General features: G+C 73.0%; 15 protein-coding genes. 9 read left to right on the top strand and 6 right to left on the bottom strand.

Annotated features, from left to right (window positions below):
* Window positions 1-15: 15 nt before the first annotated feature.
* Window positions 16-996, bottom strand: a complete 981-nt coding sequence (locus F1C12_RS21245; RefSeq protein ID WP_185276775.1) for an aldo/keto reductase — start codon at window positions 994-996, stop codon at window positions 16-18.
* 30 nt (window positions 997-1,026) lie between these two features.
* Window positions 1,027-2,169, bottom strand: a complete 1,143-nt coding sequence (locus tag F1C12_RS21240) for an ABC transporter permease (protein WP_219732667.1) — start codon at window positions 2,167-2,169, stop codon at window positions 1,027-1,029.
* A 104-nt stretch (window positions 2,170-2,273) separates the two neighbouring features.
* On the opposite strand from F1C12_RS21240, the gene F1C12_RS21235 reads away from it, so the two are divergent.
* Window positions 2,274-2,864 carry a TetR/AcrR family transcriptional regulator gene (locus tag F1C12_RS21235; RefSeq protein WP_185276774.1) on the top strand — a complete coding sequence of 197 codons (591 nt, stop codon included), beginning with the start codon at window positions 2,274-2,276 and terminating at the stop codon, window positions 2,862-2,864.
* Here F1C12_RS21235 and F1C12_RS21230 read toward each other — a convergent pair.
* Together F1C12_RS21230 and F1C12_RS21225 are read right to left on the bottom strand one after the other, a co-directional pair.
* The gene (locus F1C12_RS21230; RefSeq protein ID WP_258046049.1) at window positions 2,858-3,691 is read right to left on the bottom strand and encodes an alpha/beta fold hydrolase; all 834 of its coding nucleotides are present in this window, start codon (window positions 3,689-3,691) and stop codon (window positions 2,858-2,860) included. The genes F1C12_RS21235 and F1C12_RS21230 overlap by 7 nt on opposite strands.
* Window positions 3,676-4,338 carry a TetR/AcrR family transcriptional regulator gene (locus tag F1C12_RS21225; protein ID WP_185276772.1) on the bottom strand — a complete coding sequence of 221 codons (663 nt, stop codon included), beginning with the start codon at window positions 4,336-4,338 and terminating at the stop codon, window positions 3,676-3,678. The genes F1C12_RS21230 and F1C12_RS21225 overlap by 16 nt, the downstream gene beginning before the upstream one ends.
* A gap of 60 nt (window positions 4,339-4,398) precedes the next feature.
* On the opposite strand from F1C12_RS21225, the gene F1C12_RS21220 reads away from it, so the two are divergent.
* The 4 genes from F1C12_RS21220 to F1C12_RS21205 all read left to right on the top strand — a co-directional run bounded on the left by F1C12_RS21220 (window position 4,399) and on the right by F1C12_RS21205 (window position 8,874).
* Window positions 4,399-5,154: an SDR family NAD(P)-dependent oxidoreductase gene (locus F1C12_RS21220; protein WP_185276771.1), complete on the top strand. Its 756-nt coding sequence runs from the start codon at window positions 4,399-4,401 to the stop codon at window positions 5,152-5,154.
* Between the two features lie 89 nt (window positions 5,155-5,243).
* A complete protein-coding gene (locus tag F1C12_RS21215) occupies window positions 5,244-6,404 on the top strand; it encodes an acyl-CoA dehydrogenase family protein (protein ID WP_185276770.1) in 1,161 nt (386 codons plus the stop codon).
* 5 nt (window positions 6,405-6,409) lie between these two features.
* Entirely contained in the window at window positions 6,410-7,519 is a 1,110-nt protein-coding gene (locus F1C12_RS21210; protein ID WP_185276769.1) for an aminopeptidase P family protein, read from the top strand.
* Window positions 7,516-8,874: a DUF445 domain-containing protein gene (locus F1C12_RS21205; protein ID WP_258046048.1), complete on the top strand. Its 1,359-nt coding sequence runs from the start codon at window positions 7,516-7,518 to the stop codon at window positions 8,872-8,874. Before F1C12_RS21210 ends, F1C12_RS21205 begins: the two co-directional genes overlap by 4 nt.
* A gap of 24 nt (window positions 8,875-8,898) precedes the next feature.
* Here the strand turns inward: F1C12_RS21205 and F1C12_RS21200 are convergent, their stop codons facing one another.
* The gene (locus tag F1C12_RS21200; RefSeq protein WP_185276768.1) at window positions 8,899-9,291 is read right to left on the bottom strand and encodes a DUF3054 domain-containing protein; all 393 of its coding nucleotides are present in this window, start codon (window positions 9,289-9,291) and stop codon (window positions 8,899-8,901) included.
* Window positions 9,292-9,392: 101 nt separating this feature from the next.
* Here F1C12_RS21200 and F1C12_RS21195 point away from each other — a divergent pair, with 101 nt between their 5' ends.
* The 4 genes from F1C12_RS21195 to F1C12_RS21180 all read left to right on the top strand — a co-directional run bounded on the left by F1C12_RS21195 (window position 9,393) and on the right by F1C12_RS21180 (window position 17,054).
* Window positions 9,393-12,308, top strand: a complete 2,916-nt coding sequence (locus F1C12_RS21195; protein ID WP_185276767.1) for an aminotransferase — start codon at window positions 9,393-9,395, stop codon at window positions 12,306-12,308.
* Between the two features lie 131 nt (window positions 12,309-12,439).
* The gene (locus tag F1C12_RS21190) at window positions 12,440-12,649 is read left to right on the top strand and encodes a heavy-metal-associated domain-containing protein (RefSeq protein WP_185276766.1); all 210 of its coding nucleotides are present in this window, start codon (window positions 12,440-12,442) and stop codon (window positions 12,647-12,649) included.
* Entirely contained in the window at window positions 12,649-14,904 is a 2,256-nt protein-coding gene (locus F1C12_RS21185; protein WP_185276765.1) for a heavy metal translocating P-type ATPase, read from the top strand. Before F1C12_RS21190 ends, F1C12_RS21185 begins: the two co-directional genes overlap by 1 nt.
* Window positions 14,905-14,918: 14 nt before the next feature.
* Window positions 14,919-17,054 carry a heavy metal translocating P-type ATPase gene (locus F1C12_RS21180; RefSeq protein ID WP_258046271.1) on the top strand — a complete coding sequence of 712 codons (2,136 nt, stop codon included), beginning with the start codon at window positions 14,919-14,921 and terminating at the stop codon, window positions 17,052-17,054.
* Window positions 17,055-17,113: 59 nt separating this feature from the next.
* Here the strand turns inward: F1C12_RS21180 and F1C12_RS21175 are convergent, their stop codons facing one another.
* Window positions 17,114-18,013 (bottom strand): LysR family transcriptional regulator ArgP, encoded by a 900-nt coding sequence (locus F1C12_RS21175; RefSeq protein ID WP_185276764.1) that lies wholly within the window; start codon window positions 18,011-18,013, stop codon window positions 17,114-17,116.
* Window positions 18,014-18,037: the final 24 nt, after the last annotated feature.

Genomic DNA, 18,037 nt, shown 5'->3' with positions numbered 1-18,037 from the left:
GCGATTACTCACGTTTCACCAGCGGGGGTGGGTCGTGGCGCGGAAGGTGCGGTTGTAGAGGGCGCGGACGGCGTCGGCGAAGCCGGGCGGCAGCGCGACGTCCGCGGCTGCGGCGTTCGCGCGGGCCTGCTCGGGCGAGCGGGCGCCGGGGATGACGGTGCTCACGCCGTCCTGCGCCACGATCCACGCGAGCGCCGCCTGCGCGGGCGTCGCGCCCTCCGGGGCGAGTGCTGCGAACTCCTGTGCCGCGCGCACGCCCTCCGCGTAGTCGACGCCAGAGAACGTCTCCCCCACATCGAACGCCTCGCCGTGCCGGTTGTAGCTGCGGTGGTCGTCAGCCGCGAACTCCGTCGTCTCCGAGTAGCGGCCGCTGAGCAGCCCGGAGGCCAGCGGCACGCGGGCGATGATGCCGACCCCGGCCTCCCGCGCCGCCGGCAGCACCTCGTCGAGCGGCTTCAGGCGGAAGGCGTTGAGGATGATCTGCACGCTCGCCGTCCCCGGCCGCGCGATGGCCTCCAGAGCCTCGGCGCAGGTCTCGACGCTGACGCCGTAGTTCGCGATCGCACCCTCCTCCACCAGGGTGTCGAGCGCGTCGTAGACGGCCGCGTTCGAGAACACCGGGGTGGGCGGGCAGTGCAGCTGCACGAGGTCGAGGGTGTCCATCCCGAGGTTGCGGCGGGAGCGGTCCGTCCACTCGCGGAACTTCGCCAGGGTGAAGTTGGCCGGCTCCTGCGCCTCCCGCCGGCCTATCTTCGTCGCGACGGTCAGCTGGAGGTCGGGGCGGGAGGCGCGGTACCGGCCGATCAGCTGCTCGCTGCGGCCATCGCCGTAGACGTCGGCGGTGTCGAAGAAGGTGACCCCGGCCTCCGTCGCCGCGTCGAGGACGGCGAGCGCGTCGGCCTCCGTCACGGCTCCCCAGTCGGCTCCGAGCTGCCAGGTGCCGAGACCGATGACCGACACGTCGCGTCCGGTCCGTCCGAGGGTGCGATTCTGCATGCCCTCCAGCCTAGGCGGACGTCGCGGAGCCTAAGCCGCTGCTTCGGTGACCTCCTGGTTGCGGAAGTGCCCGGCGAGCATCCCGATCACGCCGACCGCGGCCCAGCCCACCAGCACCAGCCACGGGAACAGCGCGTCCGCGGACGGGAAGTACGACAGGTCGCGCAGCAGCGTGACCGACGCGCCCGGCACGAACCACTGCCCGACCGCGCCCCACGGCCCGACCAGGAACTGCAGCGGCTGGGCCGCGGCGGACAGCGGGTTGCCGACCAGCACGGTCAGCACCGCGCCGATGGCGATACCGACGCGGCCGAACAGGGCGTTCATCCCGACCACGAAGGCGGCGATCGCGAACATGGCGAGCCCGACGGCCAGCGCGTTCAGCCAGTAGTCGCCCTGCAGGATGCCGAACCAGCCCTGCAGGATGCCGGTCACCGCCAGTCCGCCCGCGACGCCGTAGAGCGCGACGGCCCCGAGGCGGCGCCAGCTCCCGGCGACGAGGAGCGAGATGAGCACGCCGCCGAGCATCCCGCCCAGTACGAGCGGAAACGACGACGCAGCCAGCCCGAGCCCGCGCGAGTCGCTGGAGGCGAGCGGGACGACGTCGGTGACCTTCACGGTGATGGTCGGCGCCTTGGTGCCGGCGGGCGCGTGTCCGGCGGCGATGGCCTGCTGCACGGCCGCCTGCGCCTGCGCGTTGGCCGCAGTCTGCAGGTTCGACGCGACCTGGTTCATGATCTGCGTGATCGCGGCGCCGTTGGCGGACGCGGTCAGCACCTCCGGACTGTCGCCGAGCACGATCGCGCCATACACATCGCGCTTCTGGATCGCCTCGACGGCCGCCTGCCGGTCGCTCCGGCTGGTCAGGGCGAAGGCCCCGTCGGCGGCCGTGTTCAGCTGCTTCTCGACGGCGCTGACCTGCGCGGACGGGCCGGCGATCGCGATCGGGAGGTCCTTGACCGTGGAGGTCACCGTCGGCCAGAGGAAGGCGAGCAGGATGACGACGACGATGGCCGCCGCTCCCACGGCGAGCGCGAGGGCGCGCGCCCACGGCGTGTGGACGACGGCGCCGGGCGCGCGCTCCGGCCGGGACGCGGCGCTCTCGCGATGTGCGGCGCTGTGCTGTTCTACGCCATCGGGACGGTCGACGCCCCGGTCGGTGCTGGTGCTCATGGCGGACTCCACTCAATAAAAACGAATGCTCGTTCTTTATAATCGACAGATCGAGCGCTATTGTCAAGAACGAACGTTCTTTTTTCCGCTGCGAGGAGGTCCGGATGCCGAAGGTCAGCGAGGAGTACCGCAGCGCGCGCCGCCACGAGATCGCCCAGGCCGCCCTCCGCTGCTTCGCCCGCAACGGCTTCGCCGCCACCTCGATGGCCGACATCATCGCCGAGTCCGGGCTCTCGGCCGGCGCGATCTACGGGCACTTCACCAGCAAGGACGAGCTGATGGAGCTGACCGCGTCGGAGATCCTCGACGCGCGCTTCCTGGAGGTCGCCGAGGCGCGCGCGCAGCAGCCCCTCCCCACGCCCGGCGAGATCGTCCGGCTGCTGGTCACCGGCCTGATGACGCACATCGTGGACATCCAGCTGCTCGTGCAGGTCTGGGGACAGGTGCCGATCAACCCGCGGCTCAAGCAGATGTCGTCCGACATCGGCGGCCGGATCCGGGCCATGTTCATCGGCTACCTGACCGACTGGCACGCCCAGACGCTGCCGATCGAGGAGGCGCAGGCGCTGGCCGAGCGGCAGGCTCCGGTGTACATGGGGCTGGTGCAGGGCTACGTCACGCAGACCGTCCTGTTCGACGGCTTCGACGGCGAGGAGTACCTGGAGGTCGTGGAGTCGGTCTCGCTCCCCTACTGAGCGCCGGCTCCCGCGTCGCACGCCGCCGCGACCACGCGCGCGAGCCGCCGCCGGATGAGGTGGTCGTTGGCCTCCACCCGGTGCATGGTCACGTGCCGCATGGTCTCGATCACGGCGAGGCTTCCCGGCGCGATGAAGGCGTCCATCGTGCCGTAGACGACCTCCACCGGGACGTGCACCCGAGCGAGGTCTCCGATCACCGTCTGCCGTTCGACGCAGTTCTCCAGGGACAGCACGAACGGCCGCCAGCTCTTCTCGGTGATCTCGAAGACGTTCTTGATCGGCAGCATCTTGCCCAGGATGTTCGCATTGCGGAGCGTGAACTCCTTGTTGTTGCGCAGGAACTCGTAGGCACGCAGATACGCGCTGACCCGCGTGCGCACCCGGCGGTCGCCGATCTCGGAGGGCGTGCCGTAGACCGGAGGCCCGACCAGTACGAGCCGGCTGAGCGCTCCGGGATGCTCGGCGGCGTAGCGCGTCACGATGAGGCTGCCGAGCGAGTGGCCGACGAGCACGAACGGCTCGCGCAGCTTCAGCGAGCGCAGCGTGCGGTCGAGCGCGGCCACGTGCTCCTCGATCGTGTACTGCGCGTCGGCCGGGGCGGGCGAACGGCCGAAGCCGAGGATGTCGATCGAGATGGCGCGGTGCCGCGGCTCGAGCATCGGCACCAGGTTCTGGAACGTCACCGACGACGACGCGATGCCGTGCACCAGCACGACGACCGGGCCCTCCCCCACGTCGGAGGCGATGTGCAGCAGTGGGGCGCGGCGGAGCCCGAGCGCACGGCGCAGCCGGTCGAGGAGACCGCCGCTCATCGGGTGGGCCACCAGGGCGGCGTGAGCCGTTCGAGCAGCGCGAGCAGCGCCTCCACGTCCCGCGGGCGCGGCCGGGCGAGCCAGACCTCGATCGCGCCGATGATGCCATCGGCCAGGTAGCGCTCGATCGCGCGCCGGTCCAGCTCGTCGGCCGCGGGGACGCTGACGCTGTGCTGATCGAGCAGCAGCTCGATGGAGGCCTGGAAGTGCTCGCTCAGCATGGCGTGCAGCCCGGCCTCTGAGCCCTCGGCGCCGAGGCCGCGCCGGTAGACGGCGTCGTGGTCGTCCACGTGCTGGAGGACCGCGCGGGTGACGCCGCCGATCGCCGCTGCGGCGTCGTCGGGGGCGACATCCACGAGGTAGGCGGCACGCAGCTCGTCGAGCTCGGCGCGCAGTACGCGCTGCAGGAGGGCGACGGGCGACCCGGCGTACTCGTACACGGTCGACCGGTGCACGCCGGCGGCGGCGGCCAGCCCGGAGACCGTCACGTCGGCGATCGGCCGCTCGGCCGCGAGCCCGAGGACGGCGGCGCTGAGCCGGGCCAGGGTCTTCTCCTGGCGGGCGTCGAGGTGCGGCCGTGCGGGCGCCGGCGCCGCATTCGGCGCCGTGTTCGCTCCCGGCGCATCCCGCCGTGGGCCGTTCGGCCTCCCCGTGTTCACCTTCCGATCGTACAATGGAGTTATCCGACAGGTGTCGGATAACTGGAAGGAGAACTTTTCATGGCACAGTACGATGTCGCCGGCCGGTCCGCGATCGTCACCGGCGGTGGCTCGGGCATCGGACGCGCGGTGGCGCTGACCCTCGCGGCCAGCGGAGCGGCCGTCCTGGTCACCGACCTGAACGAGGAGCACGCGAAGGCCCTCGTCGCCGAGATCGAGGCAGCGGGCGGAACCGCAGCAGCACTCGCCGGCGACGTGACCGACCCCGCGTTCGCCGTCGCGAGCGTCGAGGCCGCCAACGCCCTCGCGCCCCTGAAGATCGCGGTGAACAACGCCGGGATCGGCGGCGAGGCCGCGCCGGTCGCCGACTACTCGCTGGAGAGCTGGCGCAAGGTCATCGAGGTCAACCTCAACGCGGTGCTCTACTCGATGCAGCCGCAGCTCACCGCGATGGCCGAGAACGGCGGCGGCGCGATCGTCAACATGGCGTCCATCCTCGGCAGCGTGGGCTTCGCCAACTCGTCCGCCTACGTCACCGCCAAGCACGGCCTCCTCGGCCTCACCCAGAACGCGGCGCTGGAGTACGCCGACAAGAAGGTGCGCGTCGTCGCCGTCGGCCCCGGCTTCATCAAGACGCCGCTGGTGGAGGCCAACCTGAGCCAGGAGGCGCTGCAGTTCCTGGAGGGCAAGCACGCGCTCGGCCGGCTCGGCGAGCCGGAGGAGGTCGCTGCGCTCGTCGCCTTCCTCGCCTCCGACGCCGCGTCGTTCATCACCGGCAGCTACCACCTCGTTGACGGCGGCTACACCGCCTCCTGATCGGCTCGAGGGGCACGTAAACGCCCGTAAAACTGCGTTTTAGGGGCGTTTACGTGCCCCTCGGCGTTGGGAGACCTAGGGTGGGGAAGGTGAGCGTCGAGAGCGAGCTTTTGAGCGAGGAGCGACGGGAGCGATTCCGCTCCCGGGCCGCCGAGTACGACGCGGAGAACCGGTTCTTCACCGAGGACTTCGCCGAGCTGGCCGACGCCGGCTATCTGAAGGCGCTGGTGCCCACCGAGTTCGGCGGGCTCGGGCTGTCGCTGGAGCAGACCGCGCGCCTCCAGGTCCGGCTCGCCGGCGCCGCGCCCGCCACGGCCCTCGCGGTGAACATGCACCTGGTCTGGACCGGCGTCGCCAAGACGCTCCGCGACCGCGGCGACGACTCGCTGGAGTTCCTGCTCCGGGAGGCCGGCGCCGGCGAGGTCTTCGCGTTCGGGCTGAGCGAGGCCGGCAACGATCTCGTGCTGTTCGGCTCGACCACGGACGCCCGGCCGGAGGCGGACGGCTCCTACCGCTACTTCGGCACCAAGATCTTCACCTCCCTCTCCCCCGCCTGGACCCGGCTCGGCACGATGGGGCTCGACACGACCTCCGCCGACGCCCCGAAGATCGTCTACGGCTTCGTGGAGCGCACCGGCGGCGGCTTCGAGATCCGCGAGGACTGGGACACCATCGGGATGCGCGCCACGCAGAGCAGCACCACGGTGCTCGACGGCGCGCTCGCCCCCGCGGACCGCATCGTGCGCCGTCTCGACCCCGGCCCCAACCCCGACCCGCTCGTCTTCGCCATCTTCGCGAACTTCGAACTGCTGCTCGCCGCCGTCTACACCGGCATCGGCGCCCGAGCGCTGGAGCTCGCCGTGGCCTCCGCGCATCGGCGCAAGAGCCTCAAGAACGACGGCCGCAGCTACGCGAACGACCCGGACATCCGCTGGCGCGTCGCCTCCGCCGCGATCGACCAGGACGCCCTCCTCCCCCAGCTCGACGCGATCACCCGCGACGTGGACACGCTCGCCGACCACGGCGCGCAGTGGTTCCCGAAGCTGGTCGGGATGAAGATCCGCGCCACCGAGACCGCCCGCCGGGTCGTCGACCAGGCGATCCGGGTGTCGGGAGGCTCCACCTTCTTCGCCGGCAGCGAGCTCGGGAGACTGTACCGCGACGTCCTCGCCGGCATCTTCCACCCGTCCGACGCTGAGTCCGCGCACAGCACCGTCGCGAACGCCTGGCTCGGCCCGATCGAGGAGTGACCGTCATGCAGCAGCTCACTGGGCAGCACTTCGCCGACCGGCTCGCCCGCGGAGCCGCGCGGGCGAAGGAGGCCGGGCTGGACGCCCTACTGGTCGCCCCCGGCCCCGACCTCGCCTACTTCGCCGACTACCTGCCGCCGGCGACCGAGCGGCTGACCATGCTGGTGATCCCGACCGACGGCGAGCCGACGATGATCGTCCCGGTGCTGGAGCACGACAGCGCCGCCGCCAGCCGTGCCGCCGGCGCGATCCGGCTCGTCACCTGGGCCGACGGCGAGGACGAGCATGCGCCCCTGGTCGACCAGCTCTGGTCGGGAGGCCGCTACGCCGTCTCCGACTCGGCGTGGGCACTGCACCTGCTGGCGCTGCAGCACGAACTGCCGGACGTGCGGTTCGCGGCGTTCTCGGCCGCGCTGCCGATGCTGCGCGCGGTGAAAGGCCCCGACGAGATCGACCGGCTCGCCGCCGCGGGCGCTGCGGCCGACGCCACCTTCGAGGACATCCTGAGCGTCGCGTTCGCCGGGCGCCGCGAGAACGAGGTGGCCGCCGACCTCGACCGGCTGCTGCGCCAGCACGGCCACTCGCAGGTGGACTTCACGATCGTCGGCTCCGGCCCGAACGGGGCGAACCCGCACCACGAGGCCGGCGACCGCGTCATCCAGCAGGGCGACATGGTCGTGCTCGACTTCGGCGGCCTGATGGACGGCTATGGCTCGGACACCACGCGCACCGTCCACGTCGGCGAGCCCACCGACGAGGAGCACGAGGTCTTCGAGGTCGTCAAGCGCGCCCAGCAGGCCGCGTTCGAGGCGGTCGCCGTCGGGGTGCCGCTGCAGGAGATCGACCGCGTCGCCCGCGCGGTGATCCGGGACGCCGGCTACGGCGAGTACTTCGTGCATCGCGTCGGCCACGGCATCGGCACGACAACGCACGAACCGCCGTACCTGGTCGAGGGCGAGACCCAGCCGATCGTGGCGGGGATGTGCTTCTCCATCGAGCCGGGGATCTACCTCCCCGGCCGGTTCGGCGTCCGCATCGAGGACATCGTGGTCGCCGACGACGACGGCGCGCACCGACTCAACAACACGAGCCGCGAGCTCCACATCGTCCGGTGACGACGCCGACGGCCCGCACGGGCGACCCCGACAGCGACGACCGGCAGAGCGCCGGCCGGCGGCGCACCGAGCGGGAGCGCCTCGAACGGGAGCGCGCCGAGGCCGAGCGCCGCGACGCCGAGCGCCGCCGGGCCCTCCGCAGCATGAAGGTGCTGGCGACCAGTCTGCTCGCGGTCGCGGCCGTGATCTTCGCCGTCTCGTTCGCGCTGCAGGACCGCTACCCGTGGCTCGGCTTCGTGCGCGCCGCCGCGGAGGGCGCGATGGTCGGCGCGCTCGCGGACTGGTTCGCCGTGACGGCGCTGTTCAAGCATCCACTCGGTTTGCGGATTCCGCACACCGCGATCATCCCGACCCGCAAGGACGAGATCGGCGAGACTCTGGGCGAGTTCGTGGAGACGGAGTTCCTGTCCGACGACGTGGTCGCGACGCGGCTGGCCGCCTACGACGTGTCCGGCGCCGCCGCGCGCTGGCTGACCGAGCCGGGCAACGCCCGCCGGGTGGTGGACGAGGCCTCCGGCGCGGTGGTCGGCTTCTTCGGCCTGCTGGACGACGACCGGATGCGGGAGGCCGTGGAGGCGGTGGTCCGCACCCACGTGATCGAGCCGGAGTGGGCGCCGCCGATCGGCCGCCTCGGTGAGCGCATCCTCAGCTCCGGAGGCCACCACGCCGCCGTTGACCTGCTGCTCGACCGGTTCGACGACTGGCTGGTGATCCACCCCGACGCGCTGAGCAACCTCGTCTCCGGCCGGCTGCCGTCGTGGCTGCCGTCGTTCGTGGACCGGCTGGTGGACGAGCGGGTGTACCAGGAGCTGCGCCGCTTCGTCGCCGACGTGCGCCGCGACCCCACGCACCGCGCCCGCCGCGCGATCGACGGCTACCTCGCCGAGCTCAGCGACCGCCTGCAGCACGACCCGGACACGATCGCCGGGCTGGAGGCCGCCAAGGCCCGCGCGTTCGACGACCCGCGCATCCGCGAGCTGGCGGCCCAGGCCTGGGCGGCCGCGCGGTCGGCGGCTGTGGACGCTCTCAGCGACCCGGACAGCGAACTCCGCAATCGCATCTCGGCGGCCCTCGCCGACGCGGCCGCCCGCGTCGTCGCCGACCCGGAGCTGCGCGCGTCGCTGAACCAGCGCATCTCCGGCGCGGCCGGCCACCTGGTCTCGACGTACCGCCACGACATCGCGAGCGTCATCACGGAGACGGTGCGCGGCTGGGACCCGGCCGAGACCACCGACAAGATCGAGGTGCAGGTCGGCCGCGACCTGCAGTTCATCCGGATCAACGGGACGGTGGTGGGGGCGCTGGCGGGGCTGGCGATCTATGCGGTGGCGACGGGGGTGGCGGCGGCGTTCTGAGCGGCGGCGTTCCGGGAGGCGGGGCTACGCCCGCTCGACAGCCCGCCGCAGCGCCCGCCGCCGCGCGAACGGAATCGCCACGATCCGCCACCCGACCAGGAACACGCCGAGCACGACGAACGCGACCGCGATGAACGCCGGTTCCACGCCCTGTCCGGCGGAGGTGCGGATGAGCATCCCGAGCGCGACCGTCATGAGCCAGACCGGGACGCCCGGCCAGATCAGCGCGAGCGGGCGGCGCCACGCCCAGGTGACCAGCCAGCCGGCGAGCAGGCCGATGAAGAACGGCCAGTAGGTGGTGAGCACTCCCGAGACGTTCGCCGCCTCGCCGTGACTGCGGCGCCCGACGAGCACGAACACGAGGATCAGCACGGCGTCGATCACGAACGCCACGGCCGCTGTCCTCCAGGATTTCACGCGTCGATGCTACGTTGCCGCTCCCGTGCGTTCGCTGGGTGCGACCCGTGCGCGGGCTTCAATAGACTGGCCGCGTCCCGCCCCGCAGCCGAGGAGCAGCCGTGCCCAATTCCGACTTCCTGGCCCAGCCGTCCCTGCCCCGTCCGGAGGTCGGAGCCGACGACGCGGCGGCCGTGGCCGAGCACGCCTTCGGGCTCACCGGGCGGATCGTCGAGCTCGGCAGCAACCAGGATCGCAACTTCCTGGTCGACACCGGCACCCACCGTTACGTGCTCAAGATCGCCAACCCGGTCTTCTCGGTCGAGGAGCTGCACGCGCAGAACGCCGCGCTCGCGCTCCTCGCAGGCGCCGGGGTGCGCATCCCGGCCGTGCTCGCCGCGCGCGACGGCGCGGAGGTCGTCGCCGTGGAGGTTCGCGGGCGCACGCTCCACACGCGCGTGCTGAGCTTCCTCGACGGCGAGCCGCTGACCGAGGTCGAGCGGTTGAGCGGAGAGCAGCTCCGCACCCTCGGGCGGCTCTCCGGGAGCATCGCCGCGGGCCTCGTCGGGCTGCGTCATCCCGGGCTCGCCCGCACCACGCAGTGGGACGCCCGGATCGGCGGCGACGTCGTGGCGCTCCTCGCCGGGCACGTCCTCCAGCCCGCGAAGCGGCAGGCCGTCCTGGCGGCGGCGGAGGCCGCGCTGGCCGCGCTCGAACCACTGCGGCGCCGACTGCGGGTGCAGGCGATTCACGGCGACGTGACGGACGACAACATCGTGCTGGGCGAGGGCGGCCCCGGCGTGATCGACTTCGGCGACGTCGCGGACGGCTGGCTCGTCGCCGAACTCGCCGCGACGGTGACGAGCGCCCTCCACCACCAGCCGGAGGACCCGCTAGCGGTACTGGACGTGATCGAGGCGTTCCACGCGAAGGCGCCGTTGGACGACGCCGACCTGGCCGCGCTCTGGCCGCTCGTCGTGCTCCGCGGAGCGGTGCTGGTGGTCAGCGGCGAGCAGCAGGTCGTCCTCGACGGCGACAACGCCTACGCCGACGAGAACCGGGCGCACGAGTGGGTCGCGTTCGACGTGGCGCGGCGGCTGCCGTTCGCGGAGGTGGAGGCCGCGATCCGGGCGCGGCTCGCGGCGGGCGGCGCCGGCGAAGCGGTCTCCCCGGCCCTCGGCCGGCTCATCGCCCTCGACAGCACCGACGCGAACCTCGCCGACCTCTCCGTCACCGGCCACGACCTCGACGAGGGCCGCTGGCAGCGCGCGGGCTTCGAGGACGCCGTGCTCGGCCGGATCTGCCGCGACAACGGCCACGCGCTCACCCGCTACGCCGAGGCCCGGCTCACCCGCACCCGCCTCGACCGGACGGATCCGTCGCCCACGATCGCGCTCGCCGTGACCCTCGACGCCCCGGCCGGGACTGTCGTCCATGCGCCCTTCGCCGGCGAGCTGCGGCTGGTGGAGGGCGCGTGGCTGCTGCAGGGCGACACGGCGGGCCAGGGCGACACGGTGGGCCAGCGCAACATGGTCGGATTGTGGCTCGACGGCCTGTCCCGCCCGCTGACCACGGCCTCCGTCGAGCGCGGGGAGGTCATCGGCAGCGCCGTCCGGCTGACGGCGCAGCTCAGCAGCGTGCCCGGCTGGCGGCCTCCCGCCTTCGTCACGCCCGCGCTCCCGGCGTCGGTGTGGGCCGGCGTCTCGCCCGACCCGTCTGCGCTGTACGGCGTCGACCTGGCCGCGCCCGCCGCCGATCCGGCCGGCGTGCTCACGCGGCGCGACTCGTCGTTCGCGCGCGTGCAGGAGCACTACTTCACCGAGCCTCCCCTCATCGAGCGCGGCTGGCGGCACCACCTGTTCGACACCCGCGCGCAGAGCTACCTCGACATGGTCAACAACGTGACGCAGATCGGTCACGCCCACCCGCGGCTCGTGCGCGCGGTCCGCGACCAGTGGGCGCTCCTCAACACGAACTCGCGCTTCCACTACGAAGAGCTCTCCCGCTTCACCGAACGGCTCGCGGACGTCGCGCCGGACGGGCTCGACACCGTCTTCCTGGTCAACAGCGGCAGCGAGGCGGTCGACCTCGCCCTCCGGCTCGCGCAGGTCCACACCGGGCGGCGCACCATCCTGGCGGTGACGGAGGCGTATCACGGCTGGACGGTCGGGGCCGACGCGGTCTCGTCGTCGCTGGGCGACAACCCGCGCGCGCTGGAGACCCGGCCGGACTGGGTGGAGCTGATCGCGTCGCCCAACGTCTTCCACGGCAGGCACCGCGGACTCGACTCCGGACCGGCGTACCTCGCCGAGCTGGACGAGCAGCTCGCCGCTCTGGACGCCGCCGGGACCGGCCTCGCGGGCTTCATCGCGGAGCCGGTGTTCGGCAACGCGGGCGGCCTCATGCTGCCGGACGGCTACCTGGCGGGCGTCTACGAACGGGTGCGCGCCCGCGGCGGCGTGTGCATCGCGGACGAGGTGCAGGTGGGCTACGGCCGGCTCGGGCACTGGTTCTGGGGGTCGGCGCAGCAGGGTGTCGTCCCGGACGTCATCACGGTCGCGAAGGCGATGGGCAACGGGCACCCGCTCGGCGCGGTCATCACCCGGCGGGAGATCGCCGAGTCGTTCGCCGCGGAGGGCTCGTTCTTCTCGTCCGCCGGCGGCAGCCCGGTCAGCTCGGCGGTGGGCCTGACGGTGCTCGACGTGATGCGCGACGAGCGGCTGCAGGAGAACGCGGCCGAGGTCGGCGACCACCTCGCCGGCCGGCTGCGCGCGCTCGCGGAGCGGCATCCCCTCGTCGGCGCGGTGCATGGGATCGGCCTCTACCTCGGCGTCGAGCTCGTGCGCGACCGGGAGACGCTGGAGCCGGCGACGGCCGAGGCGGCGCTGGTGTGCGAGCGGATGCTGCGGGAGGGCGCGATCGTGCAGCCCACCGGCGATGGCAAGAACGTCCTGAAGATCAAGCCGCCGCTGTGCATCACCCGCGAGAGCGCGGACCGCTTCGTGGACGCGCTGGACCTGGTGCTGGCGACGATCTAGGCGGGCTCCGCGGTGGCGGGCTGCGCCCGCGCGCCTTCCTTCCGCTTGCCTTGACTAGTACCCCTAGAGGGTATAAGGTCGTGTCCATCTGGATACCCCCTCTGGGTATCCAAACGCGGAGAGGACGAGCCATGACGACCACGACGTTCCAGGTGACCGGGATGACCTGCGAGCACTGCGAGCGCGCGGTGACCGAGGAGGTGACCTCGATCGCCGAGGTCACCCGGGTCGATGTCTCGGCCGCGACGGGCGTGCTCACCGTCGAGTCGGCCTCCCCCGTCATGGACGCCGCCGTACTCGCTGCGGTCGAGGAGGCCGGATACAGCGCGGTCCGCGCCTGATGTCCGCGACCGACGCCGAGCGCGCCCAGCCTCGCCTGGAACTGCTGATCGGCGGGATGACGTGCGCCTCGTGCGCCGCGCGGGTCGAGAAGAAGCTCAACAAGCTCGACGGCGTCGAGGCCAGCGTCAACTACGCGACCGAGAAGGCGACGGTGTTCGCGCCTGCGGGGTACGACACCGCGACGCTGGTCGCGCAGGTGGAGAGCGCGGGGTACACCGCCGCCCTTCCCGCGCCGCCGGCTTCGTCTTCCGCTGAACGCCCCGCAGACCCCGAGCTCGCCTCCCTTCGGCGGCGGCTGATCGTGAGCGCGACCCTCGGCCTCCCGGTCGTGCTGCTGTCGATGATCCCCGTGTTCCAATTCCCTGGGTGGCAGTGGCTGGCGCTCGCGCTCGCCGCGCCCGTCGTGGTGTGGGGCGCGTGGCCGTTCCACCGCGCCGCCGCCGTCAACCTGCGGCACGGGGCCGCGACCATGGACACGCTGGTCTCGCTCGGCGTCACCGCGGCATTCGCGTGGTCGCTCTACGCCCTGGTCTTCGGGGGCGCAGGGGTCCTCGGCGACGCAGGCACGCCCGGCATATCGGGCGCCGACCTGTACCTGGAGGTCGCCGCGGGCGTCACGGTATTCGTGCTCGCCGGACGCTACCTGGAGAAGCGCTCGAAGCGGCGGGCGGGCGCGGCGCTGCGGGCGCTGCTGGAGTCGGGCGCGAAGGAGGCCTCGGTGCTGCGCGACGCCGGCGGCACGCGCGAGGAGCGCATCCCCGTCGAACGGCTGGCCGTCGGCGACGTCTTCGTGGTGCGCCCCGGCGAGCGGATCGCCACCGACGGCGTCGTGACCGACGGCTCCGGCGCGGTCGACGCGTCGATGCTGACCGGCGAGTCGGTGCCGGTGGAGGTCGGCCCCGGCGACAGCGTCACCGGCGGCACCGTCAACGCGGGCGGACGCCTGATCGTGCGCGCGACGACGGTCGGCGCGGACACGAAGCTCGCGCAGATCGCCCGCCTGGTCGAGGACGCGCAGTCGGGCAAGGCCGCCGCGCAGCGCCTGGCCGACCGGATCAGCGGGGTCTTCGTCCCCGTCGTGATCGGGATCGCGCTCGTCACGCTCGCCGCGTGGCTGCTGCTGGGCGGGCCGGTGGAGGCGGCGTTCACGGCGGCGGTGGCGGTGCTCATCATCGCGTGCCCGTGCGCACTGGGGCTCGCCACGCCGACGGCGCTGCTGGTCGGCACCGGTCGCGGTGCGCAGCTCGGCATCCTGATCACCGGTCCGGAAGTGCTGGAGGCGACGCGCCGGGTCGACACGGTGCTGCTGGACAAGACCGGCACGGTGACGACCGGGCGGATGACACTGGTGGACGTCGTGGTGGAGGGCGGCGACGGCGCCGAGGCGCTGCGGCGAGCGGGGGCGGTCGAGGACGCCTCCGAGCACCCGATCGGCCGCGCGATCGCGGACGCCGCCCGGAACGCAGGGCCGCTCCCCGCGGTCGCGGCCTTCCGCACCGACGGCGGCCTCGGGGTCTCCGGCACGGTCGACGGCGAGCGCGTCGTCGTCGGGCGCGCGTCGTTCGTGGCAGCGGCCGGGATGCCGCTCGGCGACGGCCTCCAGCAGGCGGTCGCCGCCGCGGAGGCGTCGGGCACGACCGCGGTCGTGGCCGGCTGGGGCGACCGCGCCCGCGCCGTGCTCGCGGTGGCGGACGCCGTCGCGCCGCGGAGCGCGGAGGCGGTCCGCCGGCTGAAGCGGCTCGGCCTGACTCCGGTGCTGCTCACCGGCGACAACGGGACCGTCGCCCGCCGAGTTGCGGACGAAGTCGGGATCGACGAGGTGATCGCGGGTGTGCTCCCTGCCGGGAAGGCGGAGGTCGTCCGGCGGCTGCAGGCCGAGGGCCGCCGCGTCGCGATGGTCGGCGACGGCGTCAACGACGCGGCGGCGCTCGCGGCGGCGGACCTGGGACTGGCCATGGGGACCGGGACGGACGCCGCCATCCAGGCCGCCGACCTCACCCTGGTGCGCGGCGAGCTGACCGCCGCGGCCGACGCCGTGCGGCTGTCCCGGCGTACCCTGGCGACCATCCACGGAAACCTGTTCTGGGCGTTCGCGTACAACCTGGCGGCGCTGCCGCTGGCCGCGTTCGGCCTCCTGAACCCGATGATCGCGGGCGCCGCCATGGCGTTCTCGAGCGTCTTCGTCGTCACCAACAGCCTGCGGCTCCGCTCGTTCCGCCCGGAACGCGGGACCGCGGAGAGGAGGGCATCGTGAGCGGACAGGGGCGGATGGAACACGACCCGATGGCGCACGAGCACGCCGACCACACCGCCGACGCGACGGTGGCCGAAGCGCCGACTGCGCACAGCCAGGGCGCACACGACCAGCAGGCGCACGAGCACGCCGGCTCCGACCACTCCGGCCACGACGACACCGGCCACGACAACACCGGCCACGACCACTCCGGCCACGGCGATCACGTCGCCGCCTTCCGCCGCCTCTTCTGGATCAACCTCGTCATCGCGGTCCCGGTCGTCGCCTTCTCGCCGATGTTCGCGATGATCCTCGGCTACCACCTCCCCGACGCCGCCTGGCCGGCGTGGGTCTCCCCTGTCCTCGGCACCGTCATGTTCGTGTGGGGCGGCCAGCCCTTCCTGACCGGCGCCGTCTCCGAGCTGCGGGCGCGGCAGCCCGGGATGATGCTTCTCATCGCGCTCGCCATCACCGTCGCGTTCGTCGCCTCGTGGGGCGCCACCCTCGGCCTGCTCGACCACCAGCTGGACTTCTGGTGGGAGCTCGCCCTCCTCATCGTCATCATGCTGCTCGGTCACTGGATCGAGATGCGCTCGCTGGCCCAGACCACCTCCGCCCTCGACTCGCTCGCCGCGCTGCTGCCCGACGAGGCAGAGCGGGTGGAGGGCGACGGCACCGTCCTCGTCTCCCCGGCGGAGCTCGCGGTGGGCGACATCGTGCTGGTCCGCCCGGGAGGGCGCGTCCCGGCCGACGGGCGCGTGGTGTCCGGCGCGGCGCAGGTGGACGAGTCCATGATCACCGGTGAGTCGCGCCCCGTCGCCCGTGGCGAGGGCGACCCCGTCGTGGCCGGCACGGTCGCCACCGACTCGGCCCTCCGCGTGCGGGTGACCGCCGTGGGCGACGACACCGCGCTCGCCGGGATCCGCCGCCTCGTCGCCGACGCCCAGAACTCGTCGTCCCGCGCGCAGCGGATCGCCGACCGAGCAGCGGGCTGGCTGTTCTGGTTCGCGCTTGGCTCTGCGGCGATCACCGCGGTGGTCTGGACGGCCGTCGGCCTCCCGGACGACGCGGTCGTGCGCGCGATCACCGTGCTCGTGATCGCCTGCCCGCACGCGCTCGGCCTCGCCATCCCCCTCGTCGTCTCGATCGCGACCGAGCGGGCGGCCCGCGGCGGCGTCCTCGTGAAGGACCGGCTGGCGCTGGAGACGATGCGCACGGTCGACACGGTGCTGTTCGACAAGACCGGCACGCTGACCAAAGGCGAGCCCGCCGTCACGGGCGTGGACACGGACGGCGACGACGACCGCGTGCTCGCCCTGGCGGCCGCCGCCGAGTCCGACTCCGAGCATCCGCTCGCCCGGGCGATCGTGGCCGCGGCGTCCGCGCGCGGCCTCCCGGTCCCCGCGGCGAGCGACTTCACGGCCTCCCCCGCGGTGGGCGTGGCCGCGACCGTCGACGGGCGGCGCGTGGAGGTCGGCGGCCCGGCGCTCCTGGAGCGGCGCGGCGCGACCGAGCGGCCGATCGCGGCGACGTGGAGCCGGGAGGGCGCGATCATCCTGCACGTCCTGGTCGACGGGCGAACGGCCGGCGCGCTCCGCCTCGCCGACGAGGTCCGCGAGGAGTCGCGGCAGGCGGTGGCGGCGCTGAAGGAGCGGGAAATCCAGGTCGTTATGATCACCGGCGACGCGGAGGCCGTTGCCGCGTCGGTCGCCGGCGAGCTCGGGATCGACCGCTGGTTCGCGGGCGTCCGCCCGGAGGACAAGGAGTCCACCGTCGCCGGCCTGCAGGCCGAGGGCCGCACCGTCGCGATGGTCGGCGACGGCGTCAACGACGCCCCCGCACTGGCCCGTGCGGACGTCGGCATCGCGATCGGCGCCGGAACGGACGTCGCGATCGCCTCGGCCGGCGTCATCCTCGCCAGCGACGACCCGCGCTCGGTGCTGTCGGTCATCCGGCTGTCGCAGGCGAGCTACCGCAAGATGACGCAGAACCTGTGGTGGGCGGCCGGCTACAACCTGATCTCGGTCCCGCTCGCGGCCGGCGTGCTGGCGCCGGTCGGGTTCGTGCTGCCGATGTCGGTGGGCGCCATCCTGATGTCGCTCTCCACGATCGTGGTGGCGCTCAATGCGCAGCTCCTGCGCCGGCTCGACCTCCGCCCCGAGACCCTCTGAGCGGTCTTCCCTCTGCCGAAGGGCACGTAAACGCCCCTAAACGGTCGTTTTAGGGGCGTTTACGTGCCCCTCGACGGCTGGGCGGGGCGGAGCGCGGCGGCTGCGGCGCGTGCGATCGCAGCGGCGACCGCGTCGAGCGCCGCCGAGTGCAGCGACCACTGCTGCCAGTACAGCGGGACGTCCACCCCGCTGGCCTCGTCGAGCACCACGAGCCGGCCGTCGGCCACCAGGGCGTCGGCCTGGAGGTCCGGCACCATCCCCCACCCCAGCCCCAGCACCGCCGCCGCCACGAACTCCGTGGACGCCGGGACGAAGTGCCGCGGCGGATGGGCGCCCGGCGCGAGGGCGTCGAGGTAGCGATCCTGGAGGGCGTCCTTGCGGTTGTAGATCAGCATCGGGGCGACCGCCGCCCGCTCGGCCGTCCAGCCGTCCGGGCACCAGCGCGCGACGAATTCGGGGCTCGCCAGCGGCCGGTAGCGCATGGTCCCCAGCGCCGAGACCGTGCAGCCCTGCACAGGCTCCGGATCGGAGCCGATCGCCGCCATCGCGGTGCCGTCGCGCAGCCGGTCGATCGTGTGTTCCTGGTCGTCCAGAGTGATGTCGAAGACCGCGTCGGGGACCGTCGCGAGCGCGGGAAGCACCCACGTCGCGAGGGAGTCGGCGTTGACCACGAGCGGGATCGGGCTCGCGGCCGTCCCGTCGCCGCCCTCCAGCTCGGCCGCCGCCTCGGCCTCCAGCAGCGCGACCTGGCGGGCGAGGCGCAGCAGCACCGCGCCGGCCTCCGTGGCGTGGATGGGTTTGCTGCGCCGGACGAGCACCCGGCCGCTCTGCTCCTCCAACGCCTTGATCCGCTGGCTCACGGCGGAGGGCGTGATGTGCAGGGCCGCGGCGGCGCGATCGAACGTGCCGTGGTCGATCACCGCGGCCAGCGTCCGGAGCTGTTCGGTCGAGGCATCCATCGACAGCAATGCTAACGGTTCATA

Origin of the sequence: Leifsonia shinshuensis (assembly GCF_014217625.1) — a bacterium.
GTDB classification, from domain to species: Bacteria; Actinomycetota; Actinomycetes; order Actinomycetales; family Microbacteriaceae; genus Leifsonia; species Leifsonia shinshuensis_A.
This window is presented reverse-complemented; position numbering and strand designations above follow the sequence as displayed.